Below are 15,014 nucleotides of genomic sequence, written 5' to 3' on the forward strand. Positions count from 1 at the left end.
TCACGACGACTCCCTCGGGCGGACATGGCAAGACTCTCCAGTCGCGAACTCGCATTAGAACGCCGTAAGGCGCTGACCACTTCCGGTAAGAAGTCCTCAGCTGCAGCTGGTACTGGCGCCAACCGTGTTCGCACCGTTGATGACGCCCGTCCCACCCGCACGAACGTGGCTGCAGTTGCTGAACCTGCTTCCACACCTGTTGTTTCCGCTGCTGTAGCTCCGCAGCGAACAACTTCGTTCACAGCTGCTCCTTCCAGGCGCACTTCACAGGTCAAGCCCCATCGCGATGCCAGTCGTGATCTGGTGCTTGCACGACGTGAGGCCCTGTCCCGTCGCGGCAAAACCGCAGACACCAGCCGCGATCGCAACCGCGCTGATTTGGCCCGTCAAACCAAAGCTGCTCCAGCTCCTGCACCCGCTGAAACCACCAAGAGCTGTGGCTGCGGAGGTAAGCGCGCTGCCGAAAAGACTGCACTGACCTCATTCAGTGCATCAGCTCCCAAGCTTTCCGTGCGCACTGAACGTCGCGCATCGGCCCCTAAGCGTCGCGCTATCGAAAATCCCAGTCGCGCCCTCGTCTTGGCCCGCCGCGACGCCATGGCCAAGCACGGCAAAACCGCCGGTAAGCAGTCCACCAGTGCCGCTGCTGTTGCCCGTCAGGCCAACCCTGATCTCACCAGCCGTGAGCTGGCCCAGCAGGTACGCGAGTTGCGCACCAAGGCCGGTGCACGCAACAAGCAGAGTGCCGGTGTTACGCGCCCCACCGGTCCCAACCGCCATGGCGCCAAGCAGGCTGCTGCCGCTGATGCCCATTGGAAAGTTGGTGAAAGCACCACCACTGCTGGTCAAACAGTGACCGGCACCCAGGCCAACCGATCGGTCAAAACCACCGGTAACGAAGCCAGCACCTGCCGATCGATCACAGGTACGGAGTATCTGGGGGCTGAAGTCTTCCAGACCTTCTGTCAGACCGCTCCGGCTGCCACGACGCCAGCCAAAGTGCGTGTGACGGCCACCAGCCATGGCAACCGTGTCACCGGCAATGAAGTGGGCCGCTCTGAGAAGGTCACCGGTGATGAACCTGGCACCTGCAAGAGCGTGACCGGCACCGAGTACATCTCGGCCAACCAGTCTGCTGCCTACTGCGGTGGAGGTGTGAGTTCCCCCCGCAAGGTGGGTCACAGCCTCACGGAACAAGGTCGTCCCGTCAGTGGCGTGATGGTGGGTCGTTCCGCCAGTGTCACCGGCGACGAAGCCGGTGCAAGCCGCAGCCTCACGGGCGATCAATACCTCGGTTCTGATCCTCTTCCCGAAGGCCGTCCGGCAGCCAAGGTCGGTTTGTCCGGCACCCTGTCGGGCACGGGAGTTACTGGAACTTTGGTGGGTCGCTCCTCCCAGGTCACCGGTAATGAATTCGGCTCCTGCCACCGTGTGACAGGTGATCAATACATCAGTGCTGAGCAGGTCAATGCCTTTTGCGGCGGCAAGCCTGAGCCTGAAGCTGCCAAAGTTGGTTTCAGCGTCACCAACCGCAACCAGGTGGTAAGCGGAACCCGCACGGGCCGTTCGGAGCACGTCACAGGTGACGAGCCCGGTAGCTGCCAGGCCGTAACGGGAACTCCTTATGCAGGCCTAGAGCAGGCCGGCCAAAACTGCGGCACTCCCGCAGTCCAAGCCATTCGTGAGCGCACCCCTGTGCGTCCCGGAACCCCTTCCGCTGCGATGACTGGGATTCAACCCGGAGTCGGTGGTGTCATGACTGGGGACAAACGCGGCGCTTGTGAAGCGGTGACCGGCACTCCTTATGTCGGCGCTGATCAGTTGGCCGCTGCCTGTGGCGCTGATGCCCCTGCCGGCACCGATACCCACGGTCAATCCCCTGAGGGTGCTGCCTGGACCCGTTTCAGTGTGGTCTCTCCCGCCCGCGCTGCTCAGCAGCAGCGTGATGCACGCTCCGGTGTAACTGGCACGTCTTACGAGGAGGGGAATCGCATCACTGGCCCTTTTGACATGGCTGGCGGCAAGGTGACCGGTACCGAGCAGTTTCGCTTCGATAACCGCGAGTTCCAAAACCGCCAGCAACAACGTCAGTTCCAGCCCACCGTTGCTGTCGTCAGTGAGCCCACTGACAAGCCCGCATCGCGGGTCACCGGTGAAGGTTCTTCTACCAAGATCACAGGCGATGACTGGGATCGTGGGGAGCATGTGACTGGTACAGAGGGTGCATCTGCGCGCCGTCGTAATCCCAGCCGTCCTGGTCCGATGAGTGCCATGTCCTCTTTTGAGCGCAAGCGCAATGAAGAGACCGAATGGCCTGTTAGTCGGGTCACTGGTTCCAGCGGTAACACCGAGAAGGGGTCCCTGATCACCGTCTCCGGCGGCGCACGGGGCTGATTCATTGATGGTTCGCTCCAAGCCTTTCCGTGGCGGGCGACCTCAGGCCCCCTCGGCTCCAACCCGTCTCCAGCTTCAGCAGCTGGCCAACATCACTGATCCTGCAGAGATGGCTCCGGATATGGAGTCGTCGACCCGCCAGGCTGCTTTGCAAAGGCGTCGTGCCTTAACAACCTCTGGCAAAGCAGCGCAATTGGATCGTGGTTCGGTCGCTGCAGGCCGGATTCGCTCCAGTAACGACGCTCAGCGTCCTGCTCCGTCCCAGCCTGGTTGGGTGCGGCGCGAGAAAGCAGCCACCCGGTCTGTTCCTTTCAATCTGAGTCGTAGCTCACTGCCGATCACCCATCGGCGTCATCCGCTCACGGATGCAGCGGCCAATGGCCGTCTGCAGGCCTATGAGCAGGAGATCAAGGGACGTTTCGATCGGATCGTTCCCCTGCTTCAGCAGGTTTCAGCGTTGCAGCATGAAACCGATTTCATTCCCCAGGCCCAACGGCTTTGCAGGTCAGAACTCGGTTTCGACTTGCCGGATCACATCCTTCAGAGGGCTTGGGTGCGTCCTCTCGACATGCGCGCCCTGTTCGCGTGGTGTGTCTTTGAAAGCCATCGCTTGTTCAGCGACCGCTTTTTCCAGGACGACCCCCTGAGTGGAGCCACTGGCAGTGATGCCTCCAGAGAGTTTGAACAGTTCCTGCTCGACTGCGGCATTCATCTTCTTGACCTGACCCCCTGCGCTGACGGGCGCCTTGCGCACACCGTGGCCTACGCCCTGCGCATTCCCTTCAGCGCTGTGCGTCGACGCTCCCATGCCGGCGCCATGTTTGATGTGGAAAACACGGTGAATCGTTGGGTCAAAACAGAGCATCGCCGCTATCGCGAAGGCGCTCCGAATCCCTCCACCGAACCAACCCGCTATCTGAAGGTGGTGACTTACCACTTCAGTTCCCTCGACCCCTCCCACCAGGGCTGCGCTGCCCATGGCAGCAACGATGAATTGGCGGCTGCGGCTGGTCATCAGCGACTGCTGGATTTCCGTGAGTCAGTTGAAAACAGCTTCTGCTGCGGTGCTTCCGTTGATCTTCTCTTGATCGGCCTCGACACCGATACCGATGCGATCCGTGTTCATCCCCCGAGCCGTGACAGCGAAATGGTGCTCGACCGTTGGCTTTGCGCCAGGGAACTGCATGCAGCCACGGCATCCATGACTGCCGATCAGGCCATGGCTCAAATTGCTGAAGCCGTCGAAAGCTCCGCCCCTGCCCCCATGGATGCGGGGATGGTGGCCTTCCTGACCCGATTGATCGCCAACAACATTTCCCAGATCGATTACGTGCAGGATCTGCACGGTGGTCCCTATCCGGATGCTGGCCACGCGGAGCGTTTCATCGGCGTTGGTATCGGCTTTAAGGAGGTGCATCTGCGCAACCTCACCTACTTCGCTCACCTCGACACGGTTGAAGAGGGAGCTCCTGATCTCGACGTGGGGGTCAAAATTTTCAAGGGCCTGAATGTGGCGCGGGATCTTCCGATTCCGATCGTGGTGCGTTTCGACTACTCAGGCCGTGTCCCGGGAGCCCGAGAACGGGCCATCGCTGATTGCCAACGGGTGAATCAGGCCGTCGCCGATCGCTATGCAGCTCTCGTTAACGAGGGTTTGCTCCACACTTGTCTCACCATTCGCGACCGTAACCAGACGGCTCCGGCCGAGGTCGTCGGTTCCACGCTCGACCCGCAACTTCCGGAGGCTCACTGATCATGCTCATCGTCAAGGTCATCAAGCCGCTCGTCTCCACCAACCGGATCCCCGATTTCGAGCACAAACATCTCCAAGTGGTTCTCGATGGCAGCACCAAGAAGGTGGCCGTCGATGCTGTCGGTGCGAAACCTGGCGACTGGGTGATCTGCGTCAGCAGCTCAGCTGCCCGCGAAGCTGCCGGAAGCAAGTCGTACCCAAGTGACCTCACCATTGTGGGGATCATTGATCACTGGGAGCCCGATCCGCCGAAGACTGCGGCGCCCTCTCCTTCGCCCAGCCCTAGCAGCAATCCTGCAGGAGGCAAAGCCAGCTGATGGAAATCATGCAGGTGATGGGCACGTTGATCTGCTCCTACAGGGTTGCAGGGCTTGATCACATGCATCTGCGCATTCTGCGCAACAACAAGGGCAAGAAGCTGGTGGCCGTCGATCCCGTTGGTGCCCGTGAGGGCAACTGGGTATTCACCGCCAGCGGTTCGGCGGCACGGCATGCCTGCCCTGACAACACCGTCCTCACCGATCTGACCATCGGTGGAATCATCGATTTTTGGAATCCGGACGGATAGGGACCACCCATCTCCCTCCGCCGTTTCCGTTCCGTTTCCACACCTTCACAGCCATGGCTACTCCTTCCCCCACTCCCCGTCGTCGCACCACCACCCGTACTTCTGCTGCGGCGAACAAGACCGTGGATGTGAAGCCAGTGGCCAGCACTTCTGCAGCAGCATCCACCCCCGCCAAAGCTGCTCCTGCAACAACAACTTCTCGCGCGACCACGACTACGCGCCGCAGCAGTGGATCCAGCACGGGGTCAGGTGGCAGATCGGCGGTGGCTAAACCCGCTGCGACGCCTTCCCCCAAAGTCCCCGGTGTGGCCTTGGGCTTGATCGAAACCCGCGGGATGGTTCCTGCCATTGAGGCAGCCGATGCGATGACCAAGGCTGCGGAAGTCACCCTGATCTGCCGTGAATATGTGGGTGGTGGTTACGTCACGGTGATGGTGCGCGGTGAAACCGGTGCCGTGAATGCCGCTGTGCGTGCTGGTGCTGATGCATGCGAGCGGGTCGGTGACGGCCTCGTTGCTGCTCACATCATTGCCCGCCCCCACAACGAGGTGGAACCGGTGTTGGCCGGTAGTGGTGCAGCTCGCCGTAGCTGAGGGACAAAAAGCCACCTCATTGCCGTTCACAAAGAGCTCTTTTGCTGATGACCGGCTCTTAGATTCGCCGGCCATCTAGCGACACGCTCGATCATCATCCCGCTCGCTGTTTTGACTCCGGAGCTTTCGCTACCTCAGCAGATCGCCTGGTTGATCCCGCTCTACGGGTTCATCGGGATGTTGGTCTCTTTGCCGTGGGCCTGTGGCTGGTTCCGGCGTGATGCGCATCGACCGGCGGCGTATCTGAATATTTTTCTGACCCTGGTGGCCTTCGTTCACGGAAGCCTGATCCTGCAGGAGGTGTACCAATCAGGGCCAGTGGATCTGGCCTTCCCCTGGCTCACTGTGGCCGACCTGCAGCTGGATATCAGCTTCAGTCTTTCGCTCACCAATCTGGTGGCCCTCGAGTTGATTACGGGCCTCAGCCTGCTGTCTCAGGTGTATTCCCTGGGATACATGGATAAGGAATGGGCGTTGGCCCGTTTCTTTGCGCTGCTCGGGTTCTTTGAGGGGGCGATGAGCGGCGTTGTGCTCAGCGACTCCCTGTTCCAAAGCTATTTCCTGCTGGAGATGCTGACGCTCTCCACTTATCTGTTGGTGGGCTTCTGGTATGCCCAACCCCTTGTGGTGACCGCCGCACGGGATGCCTTCCTCACCAAGCGCGTTGGAGATGTGCTGCTGCTGATGGGTGTGGTGGCGCTCTGCAGCTACTCCGGCGTGATGGGGTTCAACGATCTCTATGCCTGGGCCGCCCAGGACACCCTCTCCCCGCTGGCGGCGACGTTGTTAGGCCTGGGTCTGGTCGCAGGCCCCACGGGCAAATGTGCCCAGTTCCCCATGCACCTCTGGCTGGACGAAGCCATGGAGGGCCCGAATCCCGCCTCGATTCTCCGCAATTCGGTTGTGGTGACCTGCGGCGCGATTGTGCTGTTGAAGGTGATGCCGATCCTGCAGCTCTCTCCCATCGCTATCGGCGTGATGCTCGTGATCGGCAGCATCAGTGCGATCGGTGGCTCCCTGGTGGCCCTGGCCCAGGTCGACATCAAACGAACGCTGTCGTACTCCACCACTGCTCATATGGGTCTGGTCTTCATCGCCATTGCGCTGCAGATCCCGGTGCTGGCCCTTTTGCTCCTGTTCACCCATGCCGTCTCCAAAGCTCTGCTCTCGATGAGCATCGGTGGGGTGATTGCCTCCACCAACTGCCAGGACATCACAGAGCTCGGTGGTCTGGGCAGCCGGATGCCTGCCACCACCACAGCCTTCCTGGTGGGGGGTGCCGGCCTGGTCGGGTTCCTTCCTCTGGGTGGTTTCCTGGCGCTTGCTCAGTCGATTGAGTTGCTGAGCGTGCGCTCCGTGCCGTTCATGGCCGTGTTCTTGCTCACCAATGCCCTCACTGCCGTTGGGCTGGTTCGGCTGTTCCGCCATGTGTTCATGGGTAATGCATTGATCAAGTCCCGCCGGGCTGCTGAGGTCAACTGGCAGATGGCCCTGCCGATGGTGGCGCTCACCGTGATTGTTCTGATCACGCCGCTGCTGCTGGTGCGGCTTGAGTCTCTCGATGGTTTGCTGGCCTTCCCCCTCTGGGCAGCAGCGCTTGTGGTGGGAAGTGGCCTGCTGGGACTGTTGGCCGGCGCGGTGCTCCCCCTGAGCAAGGCCTGGTCCCGTTCGCTCAATCCTCTGCTGCGCTGGTGGCAAGACCTCTTGGCCTACGACTTTTATACAGAGCGCTTCTATCGCCTCACCATCGTCAATGTGGTGGCTGGCTTCTCCCGGCTCGCCTCCTGGTTCGACCGAAATGTTGTAGATGGCCTGCTCAATGGGGTGGCTCGTTTCTCCCTGGCCAGCGCCGACAACCTCAAGCTCAGCGTCAGCGGCCAGAGCCAGTCCTATGTGCTCACGGTGCTTCTGGCCATCGTTCTTTTCCTCACCGCGGTGAGCTGGTTCCTCACCTGATCGCCTCGAGATGCTGCTTTCCCTTCTCCTCCTGATCCCCTTCCTCGGGGCCCTCATGTTGATCCTTTGGCCAGGATCGCCATCGAGCGCACGCTTGCGTGATGTCTCCATCGTTGTGCTGGTGGTTCAGTGCCTGGTGAGCTTTGCGCTGCTGTTGCCCTTTGACGCAGCCGATGCTGGCCTGCAGCTGGTGGAACAGGCCCGCTGGGTTCATGCCATTGGCCTGGATTACGCCCTGGCGCTGGATGGCCTGTCACTGCCTCTGGTTCTGATGAATGGGGTGCTTTGCCTGGTGGCCGCCATCGCGTCTCGCACGATCGAGAACCGCCCCCGTGTGTATTTCGCCCTGTTGTTGGTGATCTCAGGCGCCGTGAATGGAGCCTTCCTGGCCCAGAACCTGCTGCTCTTCTTCCTGTTCTACGAATTGGAACTCATCCCCCTGTGGATGCTGATCGCGGTCTGGGGCGGTGCCAATCGTGCCTATGCCGCCACCAAGTTTTTGATCGTGACGGCGGTCTCAGGGGTTCTGATCTTGGGGGCTTTCCTCGGCATCGCCCTGGTTACCGGGACCATGGACTTCAGCCTTCGCCCCATCCTGGCTGGTGAATTGGGCATGACGCCCCAGCTGATTCTCATGGGGGCTCTGCTGATCGGCTTTGGTATCAAAATTCCCCTCTTCCCTTTCCACACATGGCTTCCTGATGCCCACACCGAGGCGTCAACGCCGGTGTCGGTTCTCTTGGCTGGCGTTCTCCTGAAGCTTGGAACTTATGGTCTGCTCCGCTTCTGCCTCGGCTTGTTCCCGGAAGCCTGGCAGGTGGCTGCTCCATGGTTGGCGGGATGGGCGGCAATTTCCGTGCTTTACGGATCCCTGGCGGCGATCGCCCAGACCGACATGAAGCGAATGGTGGCTTACAGCTCCGTGGGCCACATGGGATATGTGCTGCTTGCCGCCGCCGCCGCCACACCGCTTGGCCTGATGGGTGCTCTCTTCCAGATGGTCAGCCATGGCCTGATCTCTGGGGTGCTGTTCCTCGTGGTGGGTGTCGTCTACGCCAAAACCGGGACCCGCGACCTCAATGTTCTCCGTGGCCTGTTGAATCCCCAGCGCGGACTGCCCCTTACAGGATCACTGATGATCATTGGCGTTATGGCGAGCGCCGGAATTCCGGGGATGGCGGGCTTCATCTCCGAATTCCTGATTTTCCGCGGCAGTCTCCAACCTTTCCCCCTGGCCACGTTGCTGTCGATGGTGGGGTCAGGCCTAACTGCTGTGTATTTCCTTTTGCTGGTGAACCGTGCCTTCTTCGGTCGCCTGGCGATTGCCCCCGGCGAGGTCGTGAATCCCCGTATCCTCAACCCCGTGGCGTTGCGGGAGCAGTTTCCGGCCATCGCCCTAAGCCTTGGTGTGCTGGTGCTTGGCCTCGCTCCCGAGCTGCTTTCGAACCTCAGTGAAGCGGCGACCACGGGCCTCAGCCTGATCACCGGAGATCTGTCATGACCCCGACATCCGTGTCCCCCGTTCAGCCCCCGGTTTTACCGGCTCAGGAGGAGTTGATCCGCCGGCTGCTCAGCGATACGCCGCTGCTCAAAGACACCCCCGATCATCTGCTTCAGGTGGTCAATGTCTTGGAGAGCTACGGCCTGGTTCTCGATGCTTACAGCAAGAACTTGGTGGACCAGGGCGAGAAGCAGATGCTCAACCCGTTCCCGGTGTTCCGCTTTTTCCATGAGGGGTTCAGCGTCAAGCGCCTCTGGAACCACCTAATGGGTGACCGGATCAATTTTGAGTACGCCGAGTACTGCCAGAAGGCGATGTTCTGGCACGGCACCGGGGGACTTGATGCCTACCTGGACACGCCCGAATTTGCAGAGGCCTGCCAGCGGGTCATCAAGCGCAAGTCGGCTCGAGATCCGCTACTTGCTCTGAACAACCGCCTCTATCCCGACTTCGCGCCTGAGGCCATTCGCTCGCTCACCACGATCTACTGCCTCGGCTTGTTTTGGCGGGTGATGAGTGACATTTTCATTGACCTGGCGCGTCGTTATGCGATTAAGGAAGTCACCTGCGTCAACGATGTGGTGCATCACATCCGTGACGGTTTGGTGGCGGCTGCGGGAAGCCCGATTGAATACAAGGTGTCGATCGGCGGTGAAGAGATCTGGGTGTTGCCGCCCGAAGCCGGCCTCACCTTCCTGATGGATGTGGCGGTGCCCTACGTGGAGGCTGTCTTTTTCCGAGGCATGCCCTTCTTGGGAACGGTGTCGTACAACGCCCAGGCACGACAGATCTCACCAGACATCAGTGATTTCAAGTACGGCGCCCTTTACGCCGATCCGATTCCGAGCATGGGTGCGGGGATTCCCCCCAGCCTCTGCATGCAGGACATGTACCGCCATCTGCCTGAGGAACTAAGCCTCTGGTACGACGACCACGGTCGGGGGCAGACCGATGTGCATGTGCAAATCTGCGTCAGCTTCCAGAAGTCGATGTTCTGCGTCACCAATGCCGCCATCACTGGAACGATGCCCCATCCGCTCGACAGCGATGATCCCGAGCAGCAGGCGGCCAATCGGGACTATGCGGAGTCCTGGGCCGGGCGCTTGATGGGCTGCCAGCGGGTGGCGCTCCTCTAGGTTTTCAACAGGTTCAGGCTGATTGGGGGGCTCTGATGAATCAGTGGCAGGAGCGGAAACGACCCGTGTGCCTTGAATGTCGCTTTGAGTTCGACAGCTACGACGCCACCCGCGACTTTCTCGACAGGCTTGGCGAGCACAGCGAGGCAACCCAACGCTTCCCCGACATCAGCTTCGGGCGCACCTACGTGAACATCACTCTTCGTCCTGAAGAGGACAGCCCCGATGCACAGCTGAGCGAGGCCGATCGCGTCTTTGCAGCTGAGATCGATGCCCTCCTCCGTTGATCTGGCATCGGCCTATGCCGATTCCGGGGTGGCTGAGGTGTTGGACCAACTCGATCGGGAGCTGATCGGACTCGCCCCTGTTAAGACGCGGATCCGTGAGATCGCTGCCCTGCTTCTGGTGGATCAGGCTCGTCAGCAATTGGATCTGCCCAGTACGGCACCCAGTTTGCACATGTCGTTCACCGGCCACCCCGGCACCGGTAAGACCACTGTGGCGCAGCGGATGTCGCAAATCCTGCACCGCCTGGGCTACCTGCGCAAAGGCCATGTGGTCACGGCCAGCCGTGACGATCTGGTGGGTCAGTACGTGGGCCATACCGCCCCCAAAACCAAAGAGATGCTCAAGCGGGCCCAGGGCGGTGTGCTGTTTATTGATGAGGCCTACTACCTCTACAAACCGGATAACGAACGCGACTACGGCGCCGAGGCGATTGAAATTCTTCTGCAGGAGATGGAGAGCCGGCGCAGCGACGTGGTGGTGATCTTTGCGGGCTACAAAGATCGGATGGAGACGTTCTATAGCTCCAATCCTGGTCTGTCCTCACGGGTGGCCCATCATCTGGATTTCCCTGATTACAGCGACGACGAGCTGATGGCGATCGCAGGCTTGCTTCTGGATGAACAGCATTACCAATTCAGCGCTGAGGCCGAAACAGCTTTCTGGGACTACGTGTCTCGCCGGCGTCAACTGCCCTTCTTTGCCAATGCGCGCTCGATTCGCAATGCCTTGGATCGGGCCCGTCTTCGTCAGGCCAACCGTTTGTTTTCGCGGATGGGGGAGCCCCTGACCAGGGGGGATCTCACCACGATTGAGGCGGCAGATATCCGGGCCAGTCGTGTGTTCAATGGCGAGGTCGAGGGCCACCATCCGGGGAAACATGAAGCCTGATCAGGTGCGCCATGCAGAGGCCAATGAGCAGGCCTGTCGCGCCGTGCCCCTGCAGTAGGGCGAGCCCCAGCACCAGAACAGCCAACGGCGCAGGAAGCACGTAGCGGTACAAGGCCCCGGTGAGTGCTCCACACCAGCTGCCAAGACTGCCCAGATCCGGGAGGAGCAGATGCAGTCCCATCCCGATCGCGCAGGCGACCAGGAAGAGGGGAAAAAACACCCCCCCGCGCCAACCGGTTTCCAGACACAGGCCCAGCATCAGCAGTTTCACCATCGCGGAGAGCAGCAGGAGCCAGGCCTCATTCGAGTTCTGGCCTTCCAGCAGGGGCCTCATCTGGTCTTCTCCTGCGAAGGGAACCAACGGCAGCCAATGCATGCAGGCCCCCAGCAGCAAACCGGTCAGCAGCGGCCACCAGGGCCAGTGGGCCAGGAGTTGGCGACGCTCGAGCCAGCCTCGCCAGCGCAGCAGCAGCCAACCCAGCCCGCAGCCGATCACTCCTCCCAGTGCGCCTGCGCTGAGGGTGCCGAGGTCTTCCCCCAGAGTGCTGGGCCAGATGTAGGGGAGCCGTTGGAGCGATCCGCCGCTGGCGGCACCGATGCCATGAAATGCAGCAAAACCAGCCAGGCCGCCGAGGCTTCCCGGCAGCCAGCGGTCGAGGAAAGTCTGTTTGCTGTGCTGGTTGGGCGCTTCCCCAATAACAGCACCCCCCAGGAGTGGTGCCCCGAACATCCCGAGGCTTCCCGCCACCGTTGCCGCCTGGAGTTTCTGGTCTCGCCCGCGCCAAATCCTTTGGCTGATCAGTGCTGCCATGCGGCTCATCAGGGCCTCCGGCCCTACGGCACCTCCACCGATCTGGGCCAAGGCCGCTCCAAGAAGACCACGGCCCTCATCGCGCTTTGGAGCCTGGTCGGGATGATTCAGATCGTTCAGGGTCTCCCGCAGCTCAGGCAGCAATGTGGTGGGGCCTGGTCGATGCAGCAGCGCCAAGATCAAGCCGCAGCCGCCGCAGATGAGCAGCGACCAGCCCAGGGGCAGGCCGCGGTCCAACCCTTCCAGAATTGCGTCTCCCCAGAGCAACCGGCTCAAGCTGTCGATCCAGCCCATACCAAGAGCGACACCGGCGCCGCTCAAGGCTCCGGTGAGCAGAGCCATCAGGCTGAGGCGAAATGGAGTCACCAGTGCGGGTCGGTGGCGAAGTCAACGGAGAGTTTCGCTGATTTCGAAGCGGGCACGGTGCTGATGCAGGCGCGCACCACCTTGCCGTTCACCTCGATCTCGCAAGCCCCACAGCTGCCCCCCAGGCAGCCGGTGGGAATGTTGATGCCTGCTCCATTGGCGGCCACCAACCAGTCCTGACCGATGCATTCCTGAGTTGTGCGGCCATCGGGCCAGCGCACGGGGATCAAGGTCATGGATGGAGCAATGGTGCAAGGTTCACATGCTGCTCGAAGGCGTCGGCCAAGCGATCCAGCAATAGGTCACGGTGCGCGTTGTGGTTCTTGGGCTCGTTGGGCAACGGCTGGAGACCACGCTGCCGGCGAAGGCTGTTGAGCCAGGCTCGTCTCCAGGGGCCATTGTCGAGAAGACCGTGTAGGTAGGTGCCCACCACGCTCGATTGCTTCGGGCCGGGAGCCCACCAACCCAAGCCAGGGTCGCTGCTCAGCGTCTGAAGACCGGGGTCTGGGGTGGTGGTTCCGTAATGCAGTTCAAATCCCGTCAGCTGCGTGTCCATGGGCCAAAGGCTTTGGATGGTGCGCTGGCGCAGGCTTTTCGTGCCGCTGAACGTGGTCACCAAGGGCAGGAGTCCCAATCCGCTCTGGGGCCCCATCTGATCCATGCCCTCAAGCCCCTCAGGATCGATCAATGTTTGGCCCAGCATCTGCATTCCGCCGCAGATGCCCAGGACGGAGCCACCAGCGCGGGCGTAAGTCTTGAGTTGGTCGCTGAGACCGCTGTTGGTCAATGCCTCCAGATCGCGCAGCGTCTGTTTGCTTCCTGGAAGTATCACCGCATTGGGCTCTCCCAGTGGTTCACCGGGCTGAATCCAGCGCAGACTCACGCTGGGTTCGGCCTCCAGAGGGTCGAGGTCGGAGAAATTGCTGATGGAGGGCAGCCGCAGCACAGCGATCTCCAGATCGGTGGCCCCGCGGTTGGGTTTGCGTTCCAGCAGATCGAGGGAGTCTTCTGGCGGGAAGAGATCATTGAGCCAGGGCATCACCCCCAGCACTGGAACCCCGGTGTTGGCTTCCAACCAGCGTCGACCCTCATCAAAAAGCTCTCGACGGCCGCGGAAGCGGTTGATCAGGATGCCCTTGATCAGGGGGCGCTCCACCGGTCGCAGTAGGGCGAGCGTGCCGACGACCTGGGCAAAGACTCCGCCGCGCTCAATGTCGGCCACCAGCAGGCAGTTGGCCCTTAGGTACTGGGCCAGGCGCAGGTTGGTGAGGTCGCGGCGCTGCAGATTCACCTCCACAGGGCTTCCCGCCCCCTCCAGCACCAGCCGGCCCTGGGGCCATTGCTGCTGGAGCTGCATCAGCCCGGTCCGGATGGCCTGCCAACCCGGGCGGAACCAGTCGCGGTAGTAGTGCTCTGCGCGGGCTGTCCCCACGCTCCGGCCCCCATGGATCACCTCACTGGTGCTGTCTCCCCGGGGTTTGAGCAGCACTGGATTCATGGCGCAGCAGGGCTCAAGACCGGCCGCCCAGGCCTGCATGGCCTGGGAGTAGGCCATCTCACCGCCATCGGCATCCACCCAGGCGTTGTTGCTCATGTTTTGCCCCTTGAAGGGCAGCGCCTGTTCTCCCCGTCGTTGGAGCACCCGGCATAACGCCGCCGTCATCAGTGATTTGCCAGCCCCGCTTGAGGTGCCAAGCACCATGAGAGGGCGAGGAGTGGTTTGCATTACAACGGCCAGTGCCGACGCAGGCTGTGACGCAGTCGATCCAGCACTGGGATCTGACGCTGCAGGATTGCAGGATCTTCATCCAGAAGCTGGCGACCCAGGGGGGTGAGCCTGAAGCGGCTGGTCAGCCCCTGCCCATCCACTTCCCGGCGAAGCACACCCACACTGATCAGCCAACGGAGATCGTCTTCGAGGGCCTCGCTGTTGCGGAACCAGCGCTCCTTGCGGCCGTAGCGGCTGGGTTCGCTCCAGAGGTCGCCGGCATCCAGGCCTTGCTGCTGAAGATCCCGGTAGAGGGCTTCAGAGAAGGGCAGGCATCCCATGGCCCGGCAAGCCCGGTCGCGGCTGCGTTGATCCAGCAGATCTGTGGGGTGAGCGATGGCGAAGCTTTCCGTCCCTGGCAGCCTACGGAGCGTTGTTCTGCGGTGTGTTCCCGTGCTCTTGCTTGCTTCCGCCTCGCCTGCGCGTCGCCGCTTGCTGGAGCAGGCGGGAGTTCCACATCGGGTGCGCGTCAGCGGTGTGGATGAAGACCAGATCCAGCATGCAGATCCAGCAGAGCTGGTGAAATTGCTGGCTCAGGCCAAGGCTGAGGCGGTGGCTCAGGCGCTTGATCCTGTTGGCGATGCCGAGATCACAGCGGTGTTGGGATGCGACTCCGTGCTCAGTTTTGAGGGACAAGTGTTCGGTAAACCCACGGGGCGAGGCGAAGCGATCGAGCGTTGGCAGCGGATGGCTGGTTGCTGTGGATCCCTGCTGACGGGCCATTGCCTGATGCGTCGTGGTCAGGCTGACGTGCTGGCGTGTGTGGAGACGGTGGTGCGGTTTGCGCCGCTGAATCAGGCCGAGATCGAGGCCTATGTGGCCAGTGGTGAACCTCTGCAATGTGCCGGTGGTTTTGCCCTCGAGGGCCGCGGCGGACTGTGTATTGATGGCTTGGAGGGTTGCTATTCGAACGTGATCGGCCTCAGCCTTCCTTGGCTCCGAACAGTCTTGGGACAACAGCTGGCGTAGTGCGCATCATGGGGTTCCACTGA

Annotated in this window: 15 protein-coding genes; 11 read left to right on the top strand and 4 right to left on the bottom strand. The window is 61.5% G+C overall.

What is annotated here, in order from left to right:
- Window positions 1-24: 24 nt before the first annotated feature.
- The 10 genes from FZZ88_RS01205 (at window position 25) to cbbX (ending at window position 11,077) form a co-directional block, all read left to right on the top strand.
- Window positions 25-2,394, top strand: coding sequence for a CsoS2 family carboxysome shell protein (locus FZZ88_RS01205; RefSeq protein ID WP_166016870.1), 2,370 nt, complete (start codon window positions 25-27; stop codon window positions 2,392-2,394).
- Between the two features lie 7 nt (window positions 2,395-2,401).
- A complete protein-coding gene (locus FZZ88_RS01210; RefSeq protein ID WP_166016869.1) occupies window positions 2,402-4,147 on the top strand; it encodes a carboxysome shell carbonic anhydrase in 1,746 nt (581 codons plus the stop codon).
- Window positions 4,148-4,149: 2 nt separating this feature from the next.
- On the top strand, window positions 4,150-4,464 hold the full coding sequence (locus FZZ88_RS01215; protein WP_166016868.1) for a carboxysome peptide A: 315 nt from the start codon (window positions 4,150-4,152) through the stop codon (window positions 4,462-4,464).
- Entirely contained in the window at window positions 4,464-4,715 is a 252-nt protein-coding gene (locus FZZ88_RS01220) for a carboxysome peptide B (protein ID WP_115095164.1), read from the top strand. The genes FZZ88_RS01215 and FZZ88_RS01220 overlap by 1 nt, the downstream gene beginning before the upstream one ends.
- Before the next feature lie 53 nt (window positions 4,716-4,768).
- Window positions 4,769-5,308 carry a BMC domain-containing protein gene (locus FZZ88_RS12210; RefSeq protein WP_166016867.1) on the top strand — a complete coding sequence of 180 codons (540 nt, stop codon included), beginning with the start codon at window positions 4,769-4,771 and terminating at the stop codon, window positions 5,306-5,308.
- Window positions 5,309-5,419: 111 nt separating this feature from the next.
- Window positions 5,420-7,264, top strand: coding sequence for an NAD(P)H-quinone oxidoreductase subunit F (locus FZZ88_RS01235; protein WP_166016866.1), 1,845 nt, complete (start codon window positions 5,420-5,422; stop codon window positions 7,262-7,264).
- 10 nt (window positions 7,265-7,274) lie between these two features.
- Complete coding sequence (locus FZZ88_RS01240; protein WP_166016865.1) at window positions 7,275-8,765, top strand: NADH-quinone oxidoreductase subunit M; 1,491 nt, start codon at window positions 7,275-7,277, stop codon at window positions 8,763-8,765.
- Window positions 8,762-9,901, top strand: coding sequence for a CO2 hydration protein (locus tag FZZ88_RS01245; protein WP_166016864.1), 1,140 nt, complete (start codon window positions 8,762-8,764; stop codon window positions 9,899-9,901). Before FZZ88_RS01240 ends, FZZ88_RS01245 begins: the two co-directional genes overlap by 4 nt.
- Before the next feature lie 35 nt (window positions 9,902-9,936).
- A complete protein-coding gene (locus FZZ88_RS01250; protein ID WP_166016863.1) occupies window positions 9,937-10,188 on the top strand; it encodes a 4a-hydroxytetrahydrobiopterin dehydratase in 252 nt (83 codons plus the stop codon).
- On the top strand, window positions 10,172-11,077 hold the full coding sequence (gene cbbX / locus FZZ88_RS01255) for a CbbX protein (RefSeq protein ID WP_166016862.1): 906 nt from the start codon (window positions 10,172-10,174) through the stop codon (window positions 11,075-11,077). Before FZZ88_RS01250 ends, cbbX begins: the two co-directional genes overlap by 17 nt.
- Here the strand turns inward: cbbX and FZZ88_RS01260 are convergent.
- Genes FZZ88_RS01260 through FZZ88_RS01275 form a run of 4 tightly spaced genes read right to left on the bottom strand, consistent with a single transcriptional unit; the run spans window position 11,031 to window position 14,303 of the window.
- Window positions 11,031-12,254, bottom strand: coding sequence for a chloride channel protein (locus FZZ88_RS01260; RefSeq protein WP_166016861.1), 1,224 nt, complete (start codon window positions 12,252-12,254; stop codon window positions 11,031-11,033). The genes cbbX and FZZ88_RS01260 overlap by 47 nt on opposite strands.
- Entirely contained in the window at window positions 12,251-12,490 is a 240-nt protein-coding gene (locus tag FZZ88_RS01265) for a 2Fe-2S iron-sulfur cluster-binding protein (protein ID WP_166016860.1), read from the bottom strand. The genes FZZ88_RS01260 and FZZ88_RS01265 overlap by 4 nt, the downstream gene beginning before the upstream one ends.
- Window positions 12,487-13,956: a cobyric acid synthase gene (locus FZZ88_RS01270; protein ID WP_166016959.1), complete on the bottom strand. Its 1,470-nt coding sequence runs from the start codon at window positions 13,954-13,956 to the stop codon at window positions 12,487-12,489. Before FZZ88_RS01270 ends, FZZ88_RS01265 begins: the two co-directional genes overlap by 4 nt.
- A 23-nt stretch (window positions 13,957-13,979) precedes the next feature.
- Window positions 13,980-14,303 (bottom strand): Npun_F0494 family protein, encoded by a 324-nt coding sequence (locus FZZ88_RS01275; RefSeq protein WP_226423648.1) that lies wholly within the window; start codon window positions 14,301-14,303, stop codon window positions 13,980-13,982.
- 112 nt (window positions 14,304-14,415) lie between these two features.
- Between FZZ88_RS01275 and FZZ88_RS01280 the strand changes: the two genes are divergently transcribed.
- Complete coding sequence (locus tag FZZ88_RS01280; protein WP_166016957.1) at window positions 14,416-14,991, top strand: nucleoside triphosphate pyrophosphatase; 576 nt, start codon at window positions 14,416-14,418, stop codon at window positions 14,989-14,991.
- Window positions 14,992-15,014 lie beyond the last annotated feature (23 nt).

Origin of the sequence: Synechococcus sp. PH41509 (assembly GCF_020514285.1) — a bacterium.
Lineage (GTDB): Bacteria > Cyanobacteriota > Cyanobacteriia > PCC-6307 > Cyanobiaceae > Parasynechococcus.